Genomic DNA, 19,813 nt, shown 5'->3' on the forward strand with positions numbered 1-19,813 from the left:
GCATCGGAACGTCCGGCATGTCAGGGATCATGGTAGGCGGGGGTGGCTGGGGCCGGAGGGGCAGGCCGTAGCATGACGGAATCACGTTGGGGGAGGCCCATGTCAGACCATGCCGAGCAGCCGCAGGGCACGCCGGGGCCGGCCGAGCCGCCGCAGGACGCGCCGGAACCGTTCGACCCATGGGCCCCGCCCGGGGGACCGGTCTCCTTGGACAAGGGCCCCGATTCCGCGCCGTCACCGTCCCTTTCCCCGTCCCCGTCCCAGTCCCCGCCCGGCGCCCCCCTGCCGCCCGGCGCGTTCCCGCCGCCGTCCCACGAGGGGCGGACCGCGGACTCTACGCCGGGCGGTCCGTCGTCCTCCGGCTTCCCGCCCCCGGCGGGGCAGGCCATGTCGGGGCAGGCCACGGGGGCGGCGACGCCGGACCCGTCGGCGGGCTTCGGTCCGGTCCAGCCGCCGGACGCCGTGCCGCCCCCACCGGTCGGCCCCCACGGCCCCGGCCACGCCGTGCCGGGCAGCTACGGCTACCCGGTGCCGCCCGGTGCCGACCCGGCCGCGGTGTACGGCGCCGGTTACGGCTACCCGGGCTACCCCCACGCCTGGGCCGGTGTCCCCGCGCCGCAGAACGGCATGGGGACGGCGGCCATGGTGCTCGGCATCCTGGCCGTGTGCCTGCTGTGCATGTACGGCATCCCCAGCGTGGTCCTCGGTGTGCTCGCCCTGGTCCTCGGGATCATCGGCCGGAAGAAGGCCGGCCGGGGCGAGGCCGACAACGGCGGCCAGGCGCTCGCCGGCATCATCCTGGGGTCCGTGGGCCTCGCCCTCGGCGCGCTGATCATCGGTGTACTGGTCTGGCTCGTCGCGCACGCCGACGAGTTCGCCCCGGAGGACCCGGACGACGACCCCTTCGCCACCTCGCTCGTCGTGGACGGGCCGCGCTGACGGCCACCGGCTCGCCCCGGGGTGAGCCGTAGGCACAGCACGAGCCCTACCCGCGGGACCAGCCGTACCCCCGCCCCACGACCATGGCCCCGCGCCGGGCCCTCAGCCGCTGCGCAGCCGGTCCCTCGCGTCCATGAGTGCGAAGCCCAGGAGATTGAGTCCCCTCCAGCGGAACGGGTCCGAGGCGCGCTCGTCGTCGGCCGCGAGGCCGATGCCCCAGATACGGTCGACGGGGCTGGCCTCCACCAGCACGCGGTCACCCGTGGACAGCAGGAAGTCCCGCAGGGCGGGGTCCGAGGCGAACTTGTGCACGCTGCCCTCGACGACGATCTCGTAGCGCTCCCGCTTCCACACGCTCTCGTCGAAGCCCCTGACGAGCCGGCCGGCGTTCTTGGCCTCCGCCGGATGTGTCGCCTCCAGCGCCGCACGCTCCGCGTCGGCGTCCCCGAAGAGCCGGGCCTTCCGCGCCATCATCCAGTGCTCTGCCGTCGCATACTCGACCCCGTGGACCGTGAACGAGGACGGCCACCACTGACTCAGGCAGTTCGCCCCGAGCACCCCTTCCCGCCGTGGGGTGTGTCCCCAGAAGTACAGATACTTGACTCGTGCACCACTGCTGACCTGCTGCGTCAGCTCGTCGATCCGCCCCATGGGGGCGAGTGTGGCAGCCACCAGTGACACTCCGTACGGGATTTTGCCGGGGACGCGACACATGGTCGACAGATTCCGTCGCGTAATCAAAAGGCAACAACGGAATCGCTTGTTGAACGCGGGGTGCTCTGTCAGGATCGGCACTCAAATCGAGCTGGAGCTACGGAGAGCGCGATGGGTAACCGTTTCCGAGCACAGGACCGTCTCGCGGACGGCGCTCAGTACATCGGCGGGCGCCTGCGCCCCGGCACCTCGGGAATCCCGCACGACGTGATCGATCCCGCCACGGGCGAGACCGTGTACACATACGGGCTCGCGGGCACCGAGGACGTGGACGCGGCAGTGGCGGCGGCCGGCGCGGCCTTCCCCGACTGGTCCTCGGCCACGCCCGGCGACCGCTCCACGGCCATGCACCGCTTCGCCGAGGTCCTGGCCGAGAAGGCCGACGAGCTGGCCGGGGCCGAGACCCTGCAGTGCGGCAAGCCGATCCGGCTGACCACCGAGTTCGACGTGCCGGGCACGATCGACAACACTGCCTTCTTCGCCGGTGCCGCCCGCCACCTGGAGGGCAAGGCGGCCGGTGAGTACAGCGGCGACCACACCTCCTACGTGCGGCGCGAGGCCATCGGCGTCGTCGGTTCCGTCGCGCCATGGAACTACCCGCTCCAGATGGCCGCCTGGAAGATCCTCCCGGCGATCGCCGCGGGCAACACGATCGTCCTGAAGCCCGCCGAGCTGACCCCGCTGACGTCCCTGCTGTTCGCCGAGGCCGCGACCGAGGCCGGCATCCCGGACGGCGTGGTCAACGTCGTCACCGGCGCGGGCCGGGTGGCCGGCGAGCACCTGGTCGGCCACCCCGACGTGGCCATGACCTCCTTCACCGGTTCCACCGGCGTCGGCAAGCGGGTCGCCGGGATCGCCACCGCCACCGTGAAGCGGCTCCACCTGGAGCTCGGCGGCAAGGCCCCCTTCGTGGTCTTCGACGACGCCGACCTGGAGGCCGCCGTGCACGGCGCGGTCGCCGGGTCGCTGATCAACACCGGCCAGGACTGCACCGCGGCCACCCGCGCCTATGTCCAGCGCCCCCTCTACGACGCCTTCGTCAGCGGCGTCGCCGACCTCATGGGAACCGTCCGTCTCGGCGATCCGTTGGATCCCACGACGGATCTCGGCCCCCTGATCAGCCACACCCAGCGCGACCGGGTCGCCGGATTCGTCGACCGCGCCCGCAGCCACGCCAGCGTCGTCACCGGCGGAGCGGCCCCGCGGGGCGACCTCGCCAAGGGTGCCTACTACCTGCCGACCCTGATCGCCGGTGCCGCCCAGGACAGCGAGATCGTCCAGTCCGAGATCTTCGGACCGGTCCTCGTCGTCCTGCCCTTCGACTCCGACGACGAGGGCATCCGGCTGGCCAACGACACCCCCTACGGACTCGCGGCCTCCGCATGGAGCCGTGACGTCTACCGGACCGGCCGCGCCACGCGCGAGATCAAGGCGGGATGCGTCTGGATCAACGACCACATCCCGATCATCAGCGAGATGCCGCACGGCGGATTCAAGGCGAGCGGCTTCGGAAAGGACATGTCGGCCTACTCCTTCGAGGAGTACACGCAGGTCAAGCACGTCATGTACGACAACACCGCGGTCGCCGCGAAGGACTGGCACCGCACCGTCTTCGGGGGCCGATAGAGCCGCCGCGGTCCTCCGCGACCACACAGGACCGCCGCCAGAACCAGCGGCACGGAACACCATCCCGAAAGGGCACACAGCGCATGGAGCAGTACGAGCCCGACCGCCTCTCCGCGGCGCAGCTGGCGGCCATCCGGCGCAGCATGAAGAACGGCAGGGCCGCCCTCAGCCGCCGTTCGCTGCTGCGCGCCACCAGCGTCGGAGCGCTCACCGCCGGAGGGCTGGCGGGTCTGAGCGCGTGTGGCATCCCGCCCGCCCAGCGCGGAGGAGAAGGCCCCGCGACCACCGACTACTCGAACGCCGAGAAGGTCATCAACTTCTCGAACTGGACGCAGTACATCGACATCAGCGATGACGAGAAGAGCCGCCCCACGCTGGACGCCTTCGCCAAGCGCACCGGCATCAAGGTCAGGTACACCGAGGACATCAACGACAACGTCGAGTTCTTCGGCAAGATCCGGCCCCAGCTCGCCGCGGGCCAGGACACCGGCCGCGACCTGATCTGCGTCACCGACTGGCTCGCCGGCCGCATCATCCGGCTCGGCTGGGCCCAGCGCCTGGACCAGTCGCTGCTGCCGCACGCGTTCGCCAACCTCTCGGCGCAGTTCCGCAGCCCCGACTGGGACCCGGGCCGTGCCTACTCCTACGTCTGGCAGGGCATCTCCACCGTCATCGCCTACAACGCCAAGGCGACCAAGGGCCGCAAGGTGGAGTCGATCACCCAGATGCTGGAGGACCCCGCACTCAAGGGCCGGGTCTCCTTCCTCTCCGAGATGCGCGACTCCGTCGGCATGACGCTCCTCGACATGGGCCACGACCCGGCCAAGGTCACCGACGACCAGTACGACGCCGCCATCGCGCGCCTCCAGAAGGCCGTCGACAAGAAGCAGATCCGCCGCTTCACCGGCAACGACTACACGTCGGACCTCAGCAAGGGCGACCTCGCCGCGTCCGTCGCCTGGGCCGGCGACCTCATCCAGCTCCAGGCCGACAACCCGGACATCCAGTACGTGATCCCCGAGGCCGGCTACATGACCTCCACGGACAACCTGCTGATCCCGGCGAAGGCCCGGCACAAGGCCAATGCCGAGCGGCTCATCGACTACTACTACCAGCCCCCGGTCGCGGCCGAGCTCGCCGCGTACATCAACTACGTCTCCCCCGTGGACGGCGTACGCGAAGAGCTGGCGAAGATCGACCCGGCGCTGGCGAACAACACACTGATCGTCCCGGACAAGGCGATGGCCGCCAAGTCGCACGCCTTCCGCTCCCTCACCGCCAAGGAAGAAAAGGTGTACGAGGAGAAGTTCGCCAAGCTCATCGGCGCCTGAGCCGACCGTTCCCCGCCCGTCACCCACCACCCCGGGACCATGACCCATGACTGACAAGAACGCTGGCGGAGACGTCCGTCTCACCGGGATCAGCAAGACGTACGGCGCGTTCACCGCCGTCCATCCCCTCGACCTGACCGTGCCGCAGGGCTCCTTCTTCGCCCTCCTCGGCGCCTCCGGCTGCGGGAAGACCACCACGCTGCGCATGATCGCCGGCCTGGAGGAGCCCAGCACCGGAACCGTGAAGCTCGGCGACCGGGACGTCACCGACCTCCCGCCCTACAAGCGCCCGGTCAACACCGTCTTCCAGAGCTACGCCCTCTTCCCGCACCTCGACATCTACGAGAACGTCGCCTTCGGTCTGCGGCGGCGCGGCATCAAATCGGTGAAGAAGCAGGTCGAGGAGATGCTGGACCTCGTCCAGCTCGGCGACTTCGCCAAGCGCAAGCCGCACCAGCTCTCCGGCGGACAGCAGCAGCGCGTCGCCGTGGCCCGCGCCCTCATCAACCACCCGCAGGTGCTGCTCCTCGACGAGCCGCTCGGCGCCCTCGACCTCAAGCTGCGCCGCCAGATGCAGCTGGAACTCAAGCGCATCCAGACCGAGGTCGGCATCACCTTCATCCACGTCACGCACGACCAGGAGGAGGCCATGACCATGGCCGACCAGGTCGCCGTGATGAACGCCGGACGGGTCGAGCAGCTCGGCGCCCCCGCCGACCTTTACGAGAACCCGAAGACCACGTTCGTCGCCAACTTCCTGGGCAGCTCCAACCTCATCGAGGCGAAGGTCGTCCACGCCGCGGGCGACATCGTGGTGGAGGCCGGCGGCACCAGGCTGCGCCTGCCCGCCGGACGCACGTCCACGCAGACCCGTACCGGTGAGCCGCTGCTGGTCGGCATCCGCCCCGAGAAGATCTCCCTGGTCCCCGCCGGCGAGCAGGACACCATCGGCAGCGACCGCAACCAGGTCACCGGCCGGATCGTCGACTCCAGCTTCATCGGCGTCTCCACGCAGTACGTCGTGGACAGCCCGGTGGGCAAGGGCCTCTCGGTCTACGAGCAGAACGTCGAACGCCGTGAGGGGCTGCGCCCCGGCGACGAGGTCGTCCTGCACTGGAACCCCGCCCACACCTTCGGACTCGACGCCGAGCAGGACATCGAGGCGGGCGTCGCCCAGGTGGAGGAAACCGCGTGACCGCCACCGAAGCACCACCCGCAGCACCGGCGCCCACCGAGCCGCCCGTGCACCGGACGTCGACCCGCAAGCGGCTCGTGCCGTACTGGCTGCTGCTGCCCGGAATCCTGTGGCTGCTGGTCTTCTTCGTCCTGCCGATGCTCTACCAGGCGTCGACCTCCGTGCAGACCGGCTCCCTCGAAGAGGGCTTCAAGGTCACCTGGCACTTCCAGACCTACTGGCTGGCGCTCCAGGAGTACTACCCGCAGTTCATCAGGTCCCTGCTGTACGCGGGCACGGCCACGGTCCTCTGTCTGGTCCTGGGCTACCCGCTCGCGTATCTGATCGCCTTCAAGGCGGGCCGCTGGCGCAACGTCCTGCTGATCCTCGTCATCGCGCCGTTCTTCACCAGCTTCCTGATCAGGACCCTGGCCTGGAAGACGATCCTCGCGGACGACAGCACGGTGGTCACCGTGCTGGACACCCTGAAGGTGCTGGACGTGACCAGCTGGCTGGGCCTCACCGAGGGCGACCGGGTGCTCGCCACCCCGCTCGCCGTGGTCACCGGTCTGACCTACAACTTCCTGCCGTTCATGATCCTTCCGCTCTACACCTCGCTGGAGCGGATCGACACCCGGCTCCACGAGGCGTCGGGCGACCTCTACGCCACGCCGGCCACCACCTTCCGCAAGGTGACCTTCCCGCTCTCCATGCCCGGTGTCGTCTCCGGCACCCTGCTCACCTTCATCCCGGCGAGCGGCGACTACGTCAATGCGGAGCTGCTCGGCTCGACCGACACCCGCATGATCGGCAACGTCATCCAGTCGCAGTACCTGCGGATCCTCGACTATCCGACGGCCGCAGCGCTGTCCTTCATCCTCATGGCGATCGTCCTGCTGATGGTCACCGTGTACATCCGCCGCGCCGGGACGGAGGAACTGGTCTGATGCGTTGGCTGCGACGAAACTTCGTGGTGATCGCGGGCCTGTGCACGCTCGCGTACCTGATCCTGCCGAACATCGTCGTGACGGTGTTCTCCTTCAACGACCCCGTCGGGCGGTTCAACTACTCCTGGCGGAAGTTCTCCCTGGCCGCCTGGGAGAACCCCTGCGGCGTCGCCGACATGTGCACCTCGCTGTCGCTGTCGCTGCAGATCGCCCTCTGGGCCACGATCGGCGCGACGGTGCTGGGCGCGATGATCGCGTTCGCCCTGGTGCGCTACCGCTTCCGGGCCCGCGGCGTCGTCAACTCGCTGATCTTCATGCCGATGGCGATGCCGGAGATCGTGATGGCGGCCTCGCTGCTCGCCCTGTTCCTGAACATGGGCATCGAGCTGGGCTTCTGGACGATCCTGATCGCCCACATCATGTTCTGCATGAGCTTCGTCGTGGCGGCGGTGAAGGCACGCGTCCTGTCGATGGACCCACGGCTGGAGGAGGCCGCCCGCGACCTCTACGCCGGGCCGGTGCAGACCTTCCTGCGGGTCACCCTGCCGATCGCCGCGCCCGGTATCGCGGCCGGCGCGCTGCTGTCGTTCGCCCTGTCCTTCGACGACTTCATCATCACCAACTTCAACTCGGGCAACACCGTCACCTTCCCCATGTTCGTGTGGGGTTCGGCGCAGCGCGGTACGCCCGTCCAGATCAATGTCATCGGTACGGCGATGTTCGTCATCGCGGTGCTGGTGGTCCTGTTCGCCCAGATCATCGCGGGCCGGCGGAAGAACGCCGTGCGCACCTGAGACGCACGGCTCCCGCCGTCCCCTCCCCTGCAACCCAGGCCAAAGGGAGTTGAAAGTCATGGCCGTGTCCCGAGCCATGCGAACCGCTGCACAATCCCTCACGGACGCCCAGCCCGTCCCGTTCTGGCTGGAGGACCCCGGCAGGCCCGACCCCCTGCCGGCGCTCGCCGGAGACGAGCGCTGCGATCTGCTCGTCGTCGGCGGCGGGTACAGCGGACTGTGGACCGCGCTCCTGGCCAAGGAGCGCGACCCGCAGCGCGATGTCGTCCTGATCGAGGCCAAGGAGGTCGCCTGGGCGGCCTCCGGCCGCAACGGCGGGTTCTGTGCGGCCTCCCTCACCCATGGCCTCGGCAACGGCCTGGCCCGCTGGCCCGGCGAACTCGCGAAGCTGGAGGAGCTGGGCGCGCGCAACCTCGACGACATCGAGGCCACCGTCGCCCGCTACGGCATCGACTGCGGGTTCGAGCGCACCGGCGAGATCGACGTGGCGACCGAACCGCACCAGGTCGACGAGCTGGAGGAGCTGTACGAGGAGGCGCAGCGGCTCGGCCTCGGCGACGGCCTGGAACTCCTCGACCAGGAGGCGGTGAGGGCCGAGGTCGACTCGCCGACCTTCCTGGGCGGCCTCTACGACCGGCGGGGCGTCGCCATGCTGCACCCCGCCAGGCTCGGCTGGGGCCTCAAGCAGGCCTGCCTGGACCTCGGAGTGCGGATCTACGAGCGGACGCCCGGCCTCCGGATGACTCCGGCCGGCGCGGGCATGATGGTCCGCACCCCGTACGGGCGGATCGCGGCGCGCCGGGTCGCCCTGGGCACCAATGTCTTCCCCTCCCTTGTCCGGAGGGTCCGCCACTACATCGTCCCGGTGTACGACTACGCCCTGACGACCGAACCGCTGACGGACGCCCAGCTCGCCTCGATCGGCTGGAAGCACCGGCAGGGACTCGGCGACAGCGCCAACCAGTTCCACTACTTCCGGCTCACCTCGGACAACCGCATCCTGTGGGGCGGCTACGACGCCATCTATCCCTACGGCGGCAAGGTCCAGGCCGAGCTGGACCACCGTCCGGAGACCTACCTGAAACTGGCCGAGCACTTCTTCGACTGCTTCCCGCAGCTGGAGGGCATCAGGTTCAGTCATGCGTGGGGCGGCGCGATCGACACCTGCTCGCGGTTCTCGGCCTTCTTCGGCAGCTCCCACGGCGGGCGGGTCGCCTATGCGGCCGGGTTCACCGGGCTCGGCGTCGGGTCGACCCGGTTCGGCGCGGACGTGATGCTGGACCTCCTGTCGGGGGAGCGCACGGAGCGCACCGAACTGGAGATGGTGCGCCACAAGCCGCTGCCGTTCCCGCCGGAGCCGTTCGCCTGGGCCGGTATCGGGATCACCAAGTGGTCGCTGGCCAGGGCTGATTCCCACGGCGGCCGGCGCAATCTGTGGCTGAAGGCGATGGACCGGCTGGGCCTCGGCTTCGACAGCTGATCGCGTCTCCGCGAGAAAATACCGGCAAGAAGTACTCCGAACCCGCGTCATCGTCCGGCCGGACCCCGCTCTCCTCCCGTGAGCACGCATCGACTGCGTGGGTACCGACACGGAACGGAGGCCGACGATGAGCGGCTCGGCGGCGAAGAGCGCGGTGGAGTGGCTGGCGTCGGCGGCGCCCGATCCCGAGGCCTGCCGCTGGGAGTGGGAGCGCAGCCCGCACGGGGTCGCTCTGCTGCCCGCCGGCAGGCTCTGGGACGTACTCGTCCTTCCCGGCGAACTGGCGGGTCCGACACTCCACGTCCTGAACCGGCTCGTGGGCATGACGGGCCCGGTCCTCGTCGACGTCGACGCGCTCCGGCTGGGGTTCTTCGTACTGCCCGGGACCGCGGCACGCTGGATGGGCACCGGTGTGCGGGGAGCCGGCGCCGGCACCTGGATCGTGGTTCCGTACCCCGGCCGGATCACCGGAACGGTGCGCTGGCTCGTGCCGCCGGACGGTTCCGGGACCCTCACGGATCCGGCGCTGCTGGAGCTGGCGATGCACGAGGCGGTGGCGGACGCGGCGGGTACGGCGGGCGCGGCGGGTAGCGGGAAGGGGAGGAGGGACGGCTGAGTCACGGTGTCGGGTCGCGCCCTCCTCGGACCGGCACCCGCGGATTCCCGGTCCGGTTCCGGGGCGGGGTCCGATGGCCGGACCCGACGGCGGGCCGGACCGGCTCAGCCCGTGCGAGGAGGTTCCGGAGGGCGCCGCACCACACCCATGGTGACCAGCAGCAGCCCGCCGCACAGGAACCAGCTGCCCAGCACGTCCAGCGGCCAGTGGTAGCCGCGCAGCACCAGCCCGATGCCCGTCGCCACCGTCAGCAGCACCGCGACGGGCATCAGCCGCACGGTGACCAGCAGCGCCGCACCGCAGTACGCCACCGCCGCCGTCGCCGCGTGGCCCGACGGGTAGTAGCCGGTCTCGGCGGTCAGCGGGCCCGTCCGGTCGAGGAGCTCCTTCAGTAGCGGTACCAGCAGCGGGACGAGCGCCATCGCGATCACCACCGCCACTGCCTCGCGGCGGCGGCCGCGCCGGAGCGCGTGGACGGCGGCCAGGGCGAGCACCGGGACCGCAACCGCGATGTTGCCCAGGTCGGCGAGCAGTTCGGTGACGGTCCCGGGGCCCAGGCCCACGACCGCACGGTCGACACGCTCGTCCAGCGCGCGCAGCGGACCCCCGGTGGCGATCTGCCAGGTGATCACCGAGAAGAACGAGAAGCAGAGGACGCACAGCGCCAGGAGGGAAGTCGGCCGCCCCGGAACAGGGGGGGAGGTTCCGGGGCGGCCGTCCGGACCGGTTCGCCGCGCGCCCCGGGGGGTGTGGGGCGGGCGGCCATCCGATCGGTGAGGAGTTCCGGAGCGGGAAGCTCCGGTGGTGTGCGCGACGGCACGACCGGTACGGGGCTGGGGAGGCTCCGGCCCGGTGTCGCCCGCAGAACCCTGCGAGCGGGTTGTTTCTCTCATCTGTTCAGACCGTACGGCAGGGAAGCGGGGGACCGACAGGCGGATCTCCAACCCGCCATCGGCCCCCCACATGTTCTTCACAGAGACCGTCCGGTCACGGAGCGCACACGATCACGGAGTGCGTCCGCGGGCCGCCGTCAGACGGCGGCGAGGGCGTTCTCGATGACGTCCAGGCCCTCGTTCAGCAGGTCCTCGCCGATGACCAGGGGGGGCAGGAAGCGCAGGACGTTGCCGTAGGTGCCGCAGGTCAGGACCAGCACACCCTCGGCGTGGCAGGCCTTGGCCAGCGCGCCGGCCGCCTCCGGGTTCGGGGTCTTGGAGGAACGGTCCTTGACCAGTTCGATGGCGATCATCGCGCCGCGGCCGCGGACGTCGCCGATGATGTCGAACTTCTCCTGCATCGCGGCGAGGCGGGCCTTCATGACCTCCTCGATGCGCTTGGCCTTGGCGTTCAGGTCCAGCTCGCGCATGGTCTCGATGGCGCCGAGCGCGCCCGCGCAAGCCACCGGGTTGCCGCCGTAGGTGCCGCCCAGGCCGCCCGCGTGCGGGGCGTCCATGATCTCGGCGCGGCCGGTCACCGCGGCGAGCGGGAGGCCGCCGGCGATGCCCTTGGCGGTGGTGATCAGGTCCGGGACGATGCCCTCGTCCTCGCAGGCGAACCACTGGCCGGTGCGGCAGAAGCCGGACTGGATCTCGTCAGCCACGAACACGATGCCGTTGTCCGCGGCGAACTGGCGGATCGCGGGGAGGAAGCCCTTGGCCGGCTCGATGAAGCCGCCCTCGCCGAGCACCGGCTCGATGATGATCGCGGCGACGTTGTCCGGGCCGACCTGCTTGGTGATCTGGTCGATGGCCATGGCGGCGGCCTCGGGGCCGCAGTTCTCCGGGCCGGTCGGCCAGCGGTAGCCGTAGGCGACCGGCACGCGGTACACCTCGGGGGCGAACGGGCCGAAGCCGTGCTTGTACGGCATGTTCTTGGCGGTCAGCGCCATCGTGAGGTTCGTACGGCCGTGGTAACCGTGGTCGAAGACGACGACGGCCTGGCGCTTGGTGTACGCACGGGCGATCTTGACCGCGTTCTCGACGGCCTCGGCGCCGGAGTTGAACAGTGCCGACTTCTTGGCATGGTCGCCGGGGGTCAGCTCCGCGAGCTGCTCGCAGACCTCGACGTAGCCCTCGTACGGCGTGACCATGAAGCAGGTGTGCGTGAAGTCCGCGAGCTGGGCGGAGGCACGGCGCACGACGGCCTCGGCGGACGCGCCGACCGAGGTCACCGCGATGCCGGAACCGAAGTCGATCAGACGGTTGCCGTCGATGTCCTCGATGATGCCGCCGCCGGCACGGGCCGTGAACACGGGCAGCACGGAGCCCACACCACCGGCGACCGTGGCGGTCCGTCGGGCCTGCAGCTCCTGCGACTTCGGGCCGGGGATGGCGGTGACGACGCGGCGCTCCTGAGGGATTGCGCTCATGTGGGCTCCTGGGGGTGTTACGGACGCTTTCTTCTTTCTCCGCAGGCTAGGTCCGGCCCAGGGGGTCCGGCATGCTCCGTTCGGTAGTGGTGTGATCGTGTCGTTGTCCGCCGCGGACATACCGCCGCGCCCCGCCCGCGGGGCCGCGGCCGGGCGTGCCGGTCGCCCGGATCGCTGAACTCCCCCTGCAGGGGCACTAGATTGAGCGGGGCCCGCACACGGAGCGGCGGCGCACACACGGAACGGGACCGGCTGGTCAGGGGGCACGGGTTCATGGACGCCGAAGGCACGTACGAAAGGGCCGGCACACGGCCCGCCGGCCCGCCCCACGCCGTGCCGCGCCCCGCCGGACCTCCGGCCCCCGACCCGTCCTCCCGCCCGCCGCTCGTGCAGTGGCTCAACACCCCCCGGCGGGCGGAGGCCCCCGGGATCTGGAAGTACGGACACGTCCCGCCGCCCCCGAGGCAGAGCCCCGAGGCGGTACCGAACCGCGCCCTGCTGTTCGGGGCGACGATCTCGCTGCTCTCCGGGCTGCTGCTGTGGACGCTGATGCGGAACGGCTACATCCCGTACTGGCTGGTGCCGCTCAAGCTCTTCACCCCCCAGGAGTGGTGGTACGGCACGACCTTCGGCGGTGCCAGGACGGCCGACGGGGCCCAGGCCGTGGTCGTGTACGTGGTGCTCATCGACGCACTGCTCGGCTACGGATTCGGCCGGCTCGGCAACTGGCGCGAGGTGATCGGCCGGTTCGTCGTCAGACGTCCCCAGCCGGTGCGGGCCGTGCTGGCCGCTGCCTGCGCGGCGATCCTGCAGCTGCTGGTGTGGACCGACGCCGTCCCGCTCTTCGCGGCCGTCTTCGTGGTGGTCCCCGACACCTGGCTCGCGGGCGGCGGCAACCGCTACCTCGCCGCGATCGTGGTCTACGGACTGTACGCCCTGGTCGTGGCCGCCCTGCTGTGGCCCTTCGCCAGGATCGGCGGCTGGACCGCGGGAGTGCGGAGCGGCCTCGCCCGTATCCGGCACCGGGGCGCCGGCCCGCGTCCGGCGGAGGTCCCCGTCGTGCACACCGCACCGGCGGCGGCCCGCGCCAACTGGCCCGAGCTCCGGGAGGCGGGACACCGGGACGCCGCGGAACGGCTCGCCGCCGATGTGCGCACCGGGCTGATGAACGACGTCGACGCCGTCCGCGTACGCCGAGCCTGGGCCGCCGCCCGCAAGGACCCCGACCGCGCCGCAGCGTTCACGGAGACGGTGCTCCGGCACGGCGGCGCCGCGGCCTGGCTGCATCCGTCCGGTGACCGCGACCTGCCCGGGCGCACCGCCGACCACGACCTGCTCAGCGGCCAGGTCCGGATCGGCCGGTGTGCCGCCGAGGACCGCAACCCCTACGAGCGGTGGGGCTCCGGGCTGGCGCTCGACCCGCGGCTGCTCGGCACCTCACTGCTCGCCGTGGGCCCGCCCGGATCGGGGAAGACCCGGCGACTGGCCCGTCCGGTCGTGGAATCGCTCGCGCTCCAGGCGCTCACCGGCAAGTGCGCCGTCGTCGCCGTCTGCGCGGCCGGGACGCCCCTCGGCCCCGACGACGCCTTCGACGTGGTGGTCAGGCCCGGCGACCCCGCGTCGGACTACGACCTCGACCTGTACGGCGGTACCACGGACCCCGACGAGGCCGCGGCCTGTCTGGCGTCCGGCCTCGTCGGCGACCTCGGCTCGGTCGACAGCCGGCGCGCCGCCACGGCCCTCGCCCAGCTCCTCGGCCCGTACCACGCCGCCCACGAGCGCTTCCCCACGGTTCCCGAGCTCTCCGAACTGCTCCACGGCGTCCCCGCCGCGCACGAAGCGCTGCGGGAGAGGCTTGAGGCGGGCGGGGACGCGGCGATGCTCCGGGAGCTCACCACCAGGTCGCGGCTGATGGGCAGCCCCGCCGACCCGTGCCCGGCCCTCGCCGACCGCCTCGCCCTCCTCGACCGTCCCGCCTTCGCCGGTTTCTTCGGCGCCGACGGCACGTCGAGGCCGTTCTCGCTGCGCTCGCTCGCCGGCCTTCCGCTGCGCGTCCGGATCGATCTGCCCGAGCGGGGCCACGCCGAGGCCTCCCGGTTGCTCGCCCGGCTGGTCCTGGCACAGTTCACCGCCGTCGCCGGTGCCCGCACCGACCGGTCCCTCTTCACCTGTCTGGTGCTCGACGACGCATCGGGCACCCTCACCCCGGAGACGGTCCGCGGGATCCAGCAGCTCCGCTCCGCCCATGCCGGCGTGGTGCTGGGCCTGCGCTCCTTCAGCGACGTGCCGGAGTCCCTGCACGTCGGACTGCTCGGCGCGGTCGGCTGCCACATGGCCCTGTCCGGGGTCACCACCTGGGACGGCAGCCGCTTCGCGGAGTCCTGGGGCAAGGAGTGGGTGGAGACCCGGGAGGTCGCCGAGCACACCGTGTTCGCCGACCGGGCGCTGACCCGGGCGGTCCACCTCCTGCGCAGGCTGGTCACCGGCAAGAGCGTCGTCACCAACGCCGTCACGATCAAGAAGGTCGAGCGGGAGCGCTGGTCGGCCTCCGAACTGGCGCACGCACTGCCGGCCGGGCACGCGGTGCTGTCGCTGAAGACGGTGCGCGGGGAGCACGTACCGCCTCTTCTGGTCGACCTCGGGGGGTGAGGGGGCGGTCCCGGGGGGTCTCGGGGGGTGACGGGAGCGGTCCGAGCCGGTCGTGGTGGGTCTCGGGCGTGACGGGAGCACTGCTGACGGGCCTGGGGTGCTGAGTGGAGCGTTCCTGGGAGCCCCGGAGACCGACGTTCGCGCCTCTGATCAGGCCGGGAGGCCGACGGGGCGCGGTCCTGATCGGGCGCGGAGGCCGACCGGGCGCGGCGGAACCGTACGTGCTGGCAGAATCGAGGCGGGCCGTTCATACGCAACGGCAAAAATCCCCCGTCCTGACCCCTCCCGACCCCATCCGCCCCGTCCCGTATCGACCCGACCCAAGACCCGACCCAACCCGATCCGTCTCGTCCCCGCTGCGCCCGCGCGCCTGCCACGGCAGGTCCGCCGCCGACGTCCCGTCGTCCGAAAGCCCGTACCGCCCATGCCGCTCACCCTCGCCTCGCTCGTCCAGCACTCGGCGCTCAAACTCATCGTGCGCGCGGGGCAGGACCGGCTGGACACCCCCGTGCGCTGGGCGCACGTCAGCGAGCTCGCCGACCCCGTCCCCTATATGGAGGGCGGCGAACTGCTCCTCATCACCGCGACCAGCCTGGACGCGGAGGACCCGGAGGAGATGGGCCGCTATGTGCAGCGGCTCGTGGGCGCCGGGGTCGTCGGCCTCGGCTTCGCGGTCGGCGTCAAGTACGACGACATCCCCGACGCACTGGTCGAGGCAGCGCGCCGGGCGGGGCTCCCGCTGCTGGAGGTTCCGCGCCGCACGCCCTTCCTCGCCATCACCAAGGCCGTGTCCGCCGCCATCGCCGCCGACCAGTACCGGGCCGTCACGGCGGGCTTCGAGGCCCAGCGCGAACTGACCAGGGCGGCCCTCGGCGAGGGCCCCGGCGCCCTGCTCGCCCGACTCGCCGCCCATGTCGACGGCTGGGCCGCCCTCTACGACGCCTCGGGATCGGTCGTGGCCGCCGCCCCCGACTGGGCCGCCCGCCGGGCTGCCCGCCTCACCGCGGCCGTGGAACGGCTCAGGGAACGGCCCGCACCCGCCAGCGTGGTCGTCGGCGGCGCCGAGGGCGACCGGGTCGAGCTGCAGTCCCTGGGCACCGGCCGCCGGGCCCGCGGCGCACTCGCCGTCGGCACCGGTGCCCCGCTCGGCACCGCGGAGCGGTACGCGGTGCACTCCGCCATCGCCCTGCTCACCCTCACCACGGAGCGCTCCCGCTCGCTCCAGGCCGCCGAGCAGCGGCTCGGAGCCGCGGTCCTGCAGATGCTGCTGGCCGGACAGTCCGACCACGCCCGGGCGGTGGCCGGGGATCTGTACGGAACACTCCTCGACGCGCCGTTCCGGCTGCTCATCGCCGAACCCCTCGCGGGCCCCGGCGAGGTCCCGGGCCTGGTGGAGGCCCTGGAGTCCGCCGCGGCCCGGGCGGGCGAGACGGTCCTCGTGGTGCCCGACGGCGGTCGTCTGGTCGTCCTCGCCGCCGACGCGGGCGGCGTGCTCGCCGCCTGCACCACGTATGTGCCGGCCGAGGGGGACGAGGTCGTCATCGGGCTGTCCGCCCCCGCCGGTCCCACGGCCGCGGCCGCTGCCTACAAGCAGGCCGAGCAGGCGCTGTCGGTGGCCCGCCGCCGCGGCCGCACCTTGGTCGAGCACGACGAAGTGGCCGCGGGCTCCGTGGTGCCGCTCCTCGCCGACGACGCCGTCCGCGCCTTCGCGGACGGCATGCTCCGCTCCCTCCGCGAACACGACGCGACCGGACGCGGCGACCTCGTCGCCTCGCTCAGGGCCTGGCTGTCCCGCCACGGCCAGTGGGACGCGGCGGCCGCCGACCTCGGCGTACACCGCCACACCCTGCGCTACCGGATGCGCCGCGTCGAGGAGATCCTCGGCCGGTCGCTGGACGACCCGGACGTCCGCATGGAGCTGTGGCTCGCCCTGAAGGCGACCTCCACGCCGCCGCCGGGGACGGGGCCGGAGGGAACGGACTGACGCCGGGCGGAAGGCCGGGCGACGGGGACGGGCGGACGGGGACGGGCCGGCCCCGGGAGGGCGGGACGGACCGACTCCGGGCGGAAGGCCGGGCGGACGAGGACGGACTCGACTCCCGCCTGCCTGCCCGAAGTCGGGCAGATTTCTGGCCCGGCGGAAGTGGAATGCCCTAATCTCCTCTCCACGTTCAACGACATTAGCGTCTTCCATCACGCTCATGACGCTTCCCCGGCAAGGAGGCCGCTCCATATGACTGTCCCGGCTCCACAGACCCCGCAGGACGCCATCGGAGCGCCCGGCGCGACCGAACCGGCGGCCACCGCCGCGAGCGGCACCGGAACCCGCCGGATCGGCGGGGCGGTCTGGGGCGCGCTCGCCATCGTCTACGTCGTCTGGGGCTCCACCTACCTGGGGATCCGCGTCGTCGTCGAGACCATGCCGCCCTTCCTGTCCGCCGGCGCCCGGTTCGTGGTCGCCGGACTGCTGCTCGCCGGCCTCGTGGCCTGGCGGCAGGGGCCCGCGGCACTCCGCGTCGACCGCCGGCAGCTCGCCTCGGCCGCCCTGGTCGGCCTGCTCCTGCTCCTCGGCGGCAACGGCCTCGTCGTCCTCGCCGAGACCTCGGTCCCCTCCGGCCTCGCCGCGCTGCTCGTCGCCGTCGTACCGGTCTGGGTCGTGCTGCTGCGGGCGGGCTTCGGGGAGCGGCCCGGCCTCGCCACCATCGGCGGAGTCCTGCTGGGCGTCGCCGGTCTCGCAGTCCTGACCCTCCCGGGCCTCAGCGGTGCCGTGAAGCTCGGCGGTGTGCTCACCGTGGTCGCCGCGACCCTCATGTGGTCCGTGGGCTCGTTCTCCTCGTCACGCATACCCATGCCGGCCAACCCCTTCGCCGCGAGCGCCTACGAGATGGTGGTGGGCGGCATCGGATGCGCGCTCGTGGGCGTCGGCATGGGCGAGCACGTCGGACTCGACCCGGCCGCGTACTCCGGGCGGTCCTGGGTCGCGCTCGCCTACCTCGTCGTCTTCGGTTCACTGATCGCGTTCACGGCCTACGCCTGGCTGCTGCACTCCGCGCCGCTCTCCCTCGTCGCCACCTACGCCTACGTCAACCCGGTCGTCGCGGTCTTCCTGGGCTGGCTGATCCTGGGCGAGCAGCTGTCCTGGCCGATCGTCCTCGGCGGACTCGTCGTGGTGGCGGGTGTGTGCCTGATCGTCAGCACCGAACGGAAACGGTGACGCCGTCGGCCCGGCAGTGGACCGCTCACCCGCCAAAGAGGCCAGCGCGACGGGCCGACCACTCCACCCCGGACAAACCCCACGGACCGGCCGTCGCCCTACCGTGGGGGAGGAACAACAGACCCACTACTGCGGAAGGGCCGGGACTCGCATGACTTCCACCCACGCCTTCTGGCTGGCCGGCCGCCAGGCCACCGGCGAGGACACGTTCGACGTCACCTCCCCCTGGGACGGCCGGCTCGTCGGCAAGGCCGCCGTCCCGACCGAGGCCCAGGTCGAGGAAGCCGTCGCTGCGGCGCACGCCGTCGTCGACGAGTTCGCCGCCACTCCCGCGCACGTACGGGCCGCGGCCCTCGACCACGTGTCGAAGCGACTGCTGGAGCGCACCGAGGAGATCGCCCAGCTGATCTCCGCCGAGAACGGCAAGCCGATCAAGTGGGCGCGCGGCGAGGTCGGCCGCGCCGTCTCCGTGTTCCGCTTCGCGGCCGAGGAAGCCCGCCGCTTCAACGGCGGCGAGGCCCAGCGCCTCGACACCGACGCCGGCGGCACCGGCCGGCTGGCCCTCACCCGCCGCTTCCCCAAGGGCGTCGTCCTGGGCATCGCACCGTTCAACTTCCCGCTGAACCTGTGCGCCCACAAGGTCGCCCCGGCCATCGCCGTGGGTGCCCCGATCATCCTGAAGCCCGCCCCGGCCACGCCGCTCTCCGCGCTGATCCTCGGCGAGCTGCTCGCCGAGACCGACCTGCCGGCCGGCTCCTGGTCCGTGCTGCCCGTGCCGAACGACCGCATGCCCGCCCTGGTCCAGGACGAGCGCCTGCCGGTCATCTCCTTCACCGGCTCCGACAAGGTCGGCTACGCCATCCAGGAGTCCGTGCCGCACAAGCACTGCACCCTGGAGCTGGGCGGCAACGCCGCCGCCGTCGTCCTCGCCGACTGGTCCTCCGAGGAGGACCTGGACTGGGCCGCGACCCGGGTCGCCATGTTCGCCAACTACCAGGCCGGCCAGTCCTGCATCTCCGTGCAGCGCGTCATCGCCGACGCCTCGGTCTACGACCGGCTCGTGCCGAAGGTCGTCGCCGCCGTCGAGGCCCAGGGCACCGGCGACCCGTCCGACGACTCCACCGACGTCGGCCCCCTGGTCAGCGAGGACGCCGCGAAGCGCGTCGAGGCGTGGGTCGACGAGGCCGTCGCCGCCGGCGCGAAGCTGCTCAGCGGCGGCAAGCGCGAGGGCGCCAGCTACGCCCCGACCGTGATCGCCGACGTCCCGGCCGGCACCACCCTCGCCTGCGAGGAGGTCTTCGGCCCGGTCCTGACCCTGCACCGCGTCGACGGCGAGACCGAGGCCTTCGCCGAGGTCAACAACTCCAAGTTCGGTCTCCAGACCGGCGTCTTCACCCACGACCTGCAGACCGCCTTCCGCGCCCACCGCGCACTGGAGGTCGGCGGCGTGGTCATCGGCGACGCCCCCTCCTACCGCGCCGACCAGATGCCGTACGGCGGCGTCAAGCAGTCCGGCGTGGGCCGTGAGGGCGTCAAGTACGCGATGGACGACTACACGTACGAGCGAGTCCTGGTCCTGACCGGACTCGCCCTGTAGTACGCCACCCGGACCGACGGCCGGAGCCCACTGTGCGGGGGCTCCGGCCGTTGCTTTGTGCCCTCGGGGACGCCGGCAGCCTCGGAGCTGCGCCGGGGGGACGGACCTCACGGTCTCGCCCCGGACGATGAACGCGTCCACGGGGTCGGTTGCGCCCGTGGCGCCTGTGGCGCCGACCGGGCCTGTGGATCCGGTCGTTCCTGTGGGGGCCGCCGGCGTCGTGGACGAGGAGCCGGAGTCCAGGGCGGGAGTCCGCCCGGCCGACTTGGCGGACTGCTGCCGGGACGGACCCCGTGCACGTCGCAGCCGGCGCCTCCGGCTGTCCCGGGCAACGCGGTCGCCGCGTCGTCCGGGGCAGCCCGGACGG

General features: G+C 71.9%; 15 protein-coding genes. 12 read left to right on the forward strand and 3 right to left on the reverse strand.

Translation table 11 applies throughout. The features are described from left to right. The first annotated feature begins 99 nt into the window (after positions 1-99). A complete protein-coding gene (locus ACZ4Z5_RS23540; RefSeq protein ID WP_468265823.1) occupies positions 100-939 on the forward strand; it encodes a DUF4190 domain-containing protein in 840 nt (279 codons plus the stop codon). Between the two features lie 102 nt (positions 940-1,041). On the opposite strand, the gene ACZ4Z5_RS23545 is transcribed toward ACZ4Z5_RS23540, so the two are convergent. Then, positions 1,042-1,590: an NADAR family protein gene (locus tag ACZ4Z5_RS23545; protein ID WP_468265947.1), complete on the reverse strand. Its 549-nt coding sequence runs from the start codon at positions 1,588-1,590 to the stop codon at positions 1,042-1,044. Positions 1,591-1,764: 174 nt separating this feature from the next. On the opposite strand from ACZ4Z5_RS23545, the gene ACZ4Z5_RS23550 reads away from it, so the two are divergent. From ACZ4Z5_RS23550 to ACZ4Z5_RS23580, 7 genes are all read left to right on the forward strand, one after another. After that, on the forward strand, positions 1,765-3,279 hold the full coding sequence (locus tag ACZ4Z5_RS23550; RefSeq protein ID WP_468265825.1) for a gamma-aminobutyraldehyde dehydrogenase: 1,515 nt from the start codon (positions 1,765-1,767) through the stop codon (positions 3,277-3,279). 83 nt (positions 3,280-3,362) lie between these two features. Further along, complete coding sequence (locus ACZ4Z5_RS23555) at positions 3,363-4,610, forward strand: polyamine ABC transporter substrate-binding protein (protein ID WP_468265827.1); 1,248 nt, start codon at positions 3,363-3,365, stop codon at positions 4,608-4,610. Positions 4,611-4,656: 46 nt separating this feature from the next. Next, positions 4,657-5,805: an ABC transporter ATP-binding protein gene (locus tag ACZ4Z5_RS23560; protein WP_468265829.1), complete on the forward strand. Its 1,149-nt coding sequence runs from the start codon at positions 4,657-4,659 to the stop codon at positions 5,803-5,805. Beyond that, entirely contained in the window at positions 5,802-6,731 is a 930-nt protein-coding gene (locus ACZ4Z5_RS23565; protein ID WP_468265831.1) for an ABC transporter permease, read from the forward strand. Before ACZ4Z5_RS23560 ends, ACZ4Z5_RS23565 begins: the two co-directional genes overlap by 4 nt. Then, the gene (locus ACZ4Z5_RS23570) at positions 6,731-7,525 is read left to right on the forward strand and encodes an ABC transporter permease (protein WP_468265833.1); all 795 of its coding nucleotides are present in this window, start codon (positions 6,731-6,733) and stop codon (positions 7,523-7,525) included. The genes ACZ4Z5_RS23565 and ACZ4Z5_RS23570 overlap by 1 nt, the downstream gene beginning before the upstream one ends. Positions 7,526-7,583: 58 nt before the next feature. Next, positions 7,584-9,005, forward strand: coding sequence for an NAD(P)/FAD-dependent oxidoreductase (locus tag ACZ4Z5_RS23575; protein WP_468265835.1), 1,422 nt, complete (start codon positions 7,584-7,586; stop codon positions 9,003-9,005). 127 nt (positions 9,006-9,132) lie between these two features. Next, entirely contained in the window at positions 9,133-9,621 is a 489-nt protein-coding gene (locus tag ACZ4Z5_RS23580) for a bifunctional DNA primase/polymerase (protein WP_468265837.1), read from the forward strand. Positions 9,622-9,725: 104 nt separating this feature from the next. Here the strand turns inward: ACZ4Z5_RS23580 and ACZ4Z5_RS23585 are convergent, their stop codons facing one another. Both ACZ4Z5_RS23585 and gabT read right to left on the reverse strand, forming a co-directional pair. Further along, positions 9,726-10,253, reverse strand: a complete 528-nt coding sequence (locus tag ACZ4Z5_RS23585; RefSeq protein WP_468265839.1) for a phosphatase PAP2 family protein — start codon at positions 10,251-10,253, stop codon at positions 9,726-9,728. Between the two features lie 398 nt (positions 10,254-10,651). Further along, positions 10,652-11,986 (reverse strand): 4-aminobutyrate--2-oxoglutarate transaminase, encoded by a 1,335-nt coding sequence (gene gabT, locus ACZ4Z5_RS23590; protein WP_468265841.1) that lies wholly within the window; start codon positions 11,984-11,986, stop codon positions 10,652-10,654. 273 nt (positions 11,987-12,259) lie between these two features. Between gabT and ACZ4Z5_RS23595 the strand changes: the two genes are divergently transcribed. The 4 genes from ACZ4Z5_RS23595 to ACZ4Z5_RS23610 all read left to right on the forward strand — a co-directional run bounded on the left by ACZ4Z5_RS23595 (position 12,260) and on the right by ACZ4Z5_RS23610 (position 19,446). Beyond that, positions 12,260-14,635 carry a type IV secretory system conjugative DNA transfer family protein gene (locus tag ACZ4Z5_RS23595; protein ID WP_468265843.1) on the forward strand — a complete coding sequence of 792 codons (2,376 nt, stop codon included), beginning with the start codon at positions 12,260-12,262 and terminating at the stop codon, positions 14,633-14,635. 424 nt (positions 14,636-15,059) lie between these two features. Continuing rightward, positions 15,060-16,619 (forward strand): PucR family transcriptional regulator, encoded by a 1,560-nt coding sequence (locus ACZ4Z5_RS23600; RefSeq protein ID WP_468265845.1) that lies wholly within the window; start codon positions 15,060-15,062, stop codon positions 16,617-16,619. Positions 16,620-16,868: 249 nt separating this feature from the next. Beyond that, positions 16,869-17,849, forward strand: a complete 981-nt coding sequence (locus ACZ4Z5_RS23605; RefSeq protein ID WP_468265847.1) for an EamA family transporter — start codon at positions 16,869-16,871, stop codon at positions 17,847-17,849. A gap of 151 nt (positions 17,850-18,000) precedes the next feature. Continuing rightward, complete coding sequence (locus ACZ4Z5_RS23610; RefSeq protein WP_468265849.1) at positions 18,001-19,446, forward strand: aldehyde dehydrogenase family protein; 1,446 nt, start codon at positions 18,001-18,003, stop codon at positions 19,444-19,446. The last annotated feature ends 367 nt before the right edge of the window (positions 19,447-19,813 follow it).

The sequence above is a fragment of the Streptomyces sp. NPDC030222 genome (assembly GCF_055573115.1).

What these genes read in the sequence shown, in the direction of transcription:
- ACZ4Z5_RS23540 (WP_468265823.1), top strand. Translation starts at nt 100, where the DNA reads ATGTCAGACCATGCCGAGCAGCCGCAGGGCACGCCGGGGCCGGCCGAG.
- ACZ4Z5_RS23545 (WP_468265947.1), bottom strand. Translation starts at nt 1,590, where the DNA reads ATGGGGCGGATCGACGAGCTGACGCAGCAGGTCAGCAGTGGTGCACGA.
- ACZ4Z5_RS23550 (WP_468265825.1), top strand. Translation starts at nt 1,765, where the DNA reads ATGGGTAACCGTTTCCGAGCACAGGACCGTCTCGCGGACGGCGCTCAG.
- ACZ4Z5_RS23555 (WP_468265827.1), top strand. Translation starts at nt 3,363, where the DNA reads ATGGAGCAGTACGAGCCCGACCGCCTCTCCGCGGCGCAGCTGGCGGCC.
- ACZ4Z5_RS23560 (WP_468265829.1), top strand. Translation starts at nt 4,657, where the DNA reads ATGACTGACAAGAACGCTGGCGGAGACGTCCGTCTCACCGGGATCAGC.
- ACZ4Z5_RS23570 (WP_468265833.1), top strand. Translation starts at nt 6,731, where the DNA reads ATGCGTTGGCTGCGACGAAACTTCGTGGTGATCGCGGGCCTGTGCACG.
- ACZ4Z5_RS23575 (WP_468265835.1), top strand. Translation starts at nt 7,584, where the DNA reads ATGGCCGTGTCCCGAGCCATGCGAACCGCTGCACAATCCCTCACGGAC.
- ACZ4Z5_RS23580 (WP_468265837.1), top strand. Translation starts at nt 9,133, where the DNA reads ATGAGCGGCTCGGCGGCGAAGAGCGCGGTGGAGTGGCTGGCGTCGGCG.
- gabT (WP_468265841.1), bottom strand. Translation starts at nt 11,986, where the DNA reads ATGAGCGCAATCCCTCAGGAGCGCCGCGTCGTCACCGCCATCCCCGGC.
- ACZ4Z5_RS23595 (WP_468265843.1), top strand. Translation starts at nt 12,260, where the DNA reads ATGGACGCCGAAGGCACGTACGAAAGGGCCGGCACACGGCCCGCCGGC.
- ACZ4Z5_RS23600 (WP_468265845.1), top strand. Translation starts at nt 15,060, where the DNA reads ATGCCGCTCACCCTCGCCTCGCTCGTCCAGCACTCGGCGCTCAAACTC.
- ACZ4Z5_RS23605 (WP_468265847.1), top strand. Translation starts at nt 16,869, where the DNA reads ATGACTGTCCCGGCTCCACAGACCCCGCAGGACGCCATCGGAGCGCCC.
- ACZ4Z5_RS23610 (WP_468265849.1), top strand. Translation starts at nt 18,001, where the DNA reads ATGACTTCCACCCACGCCTTCTGGCTGGCCGGCCGCCAGGCCACCGGC.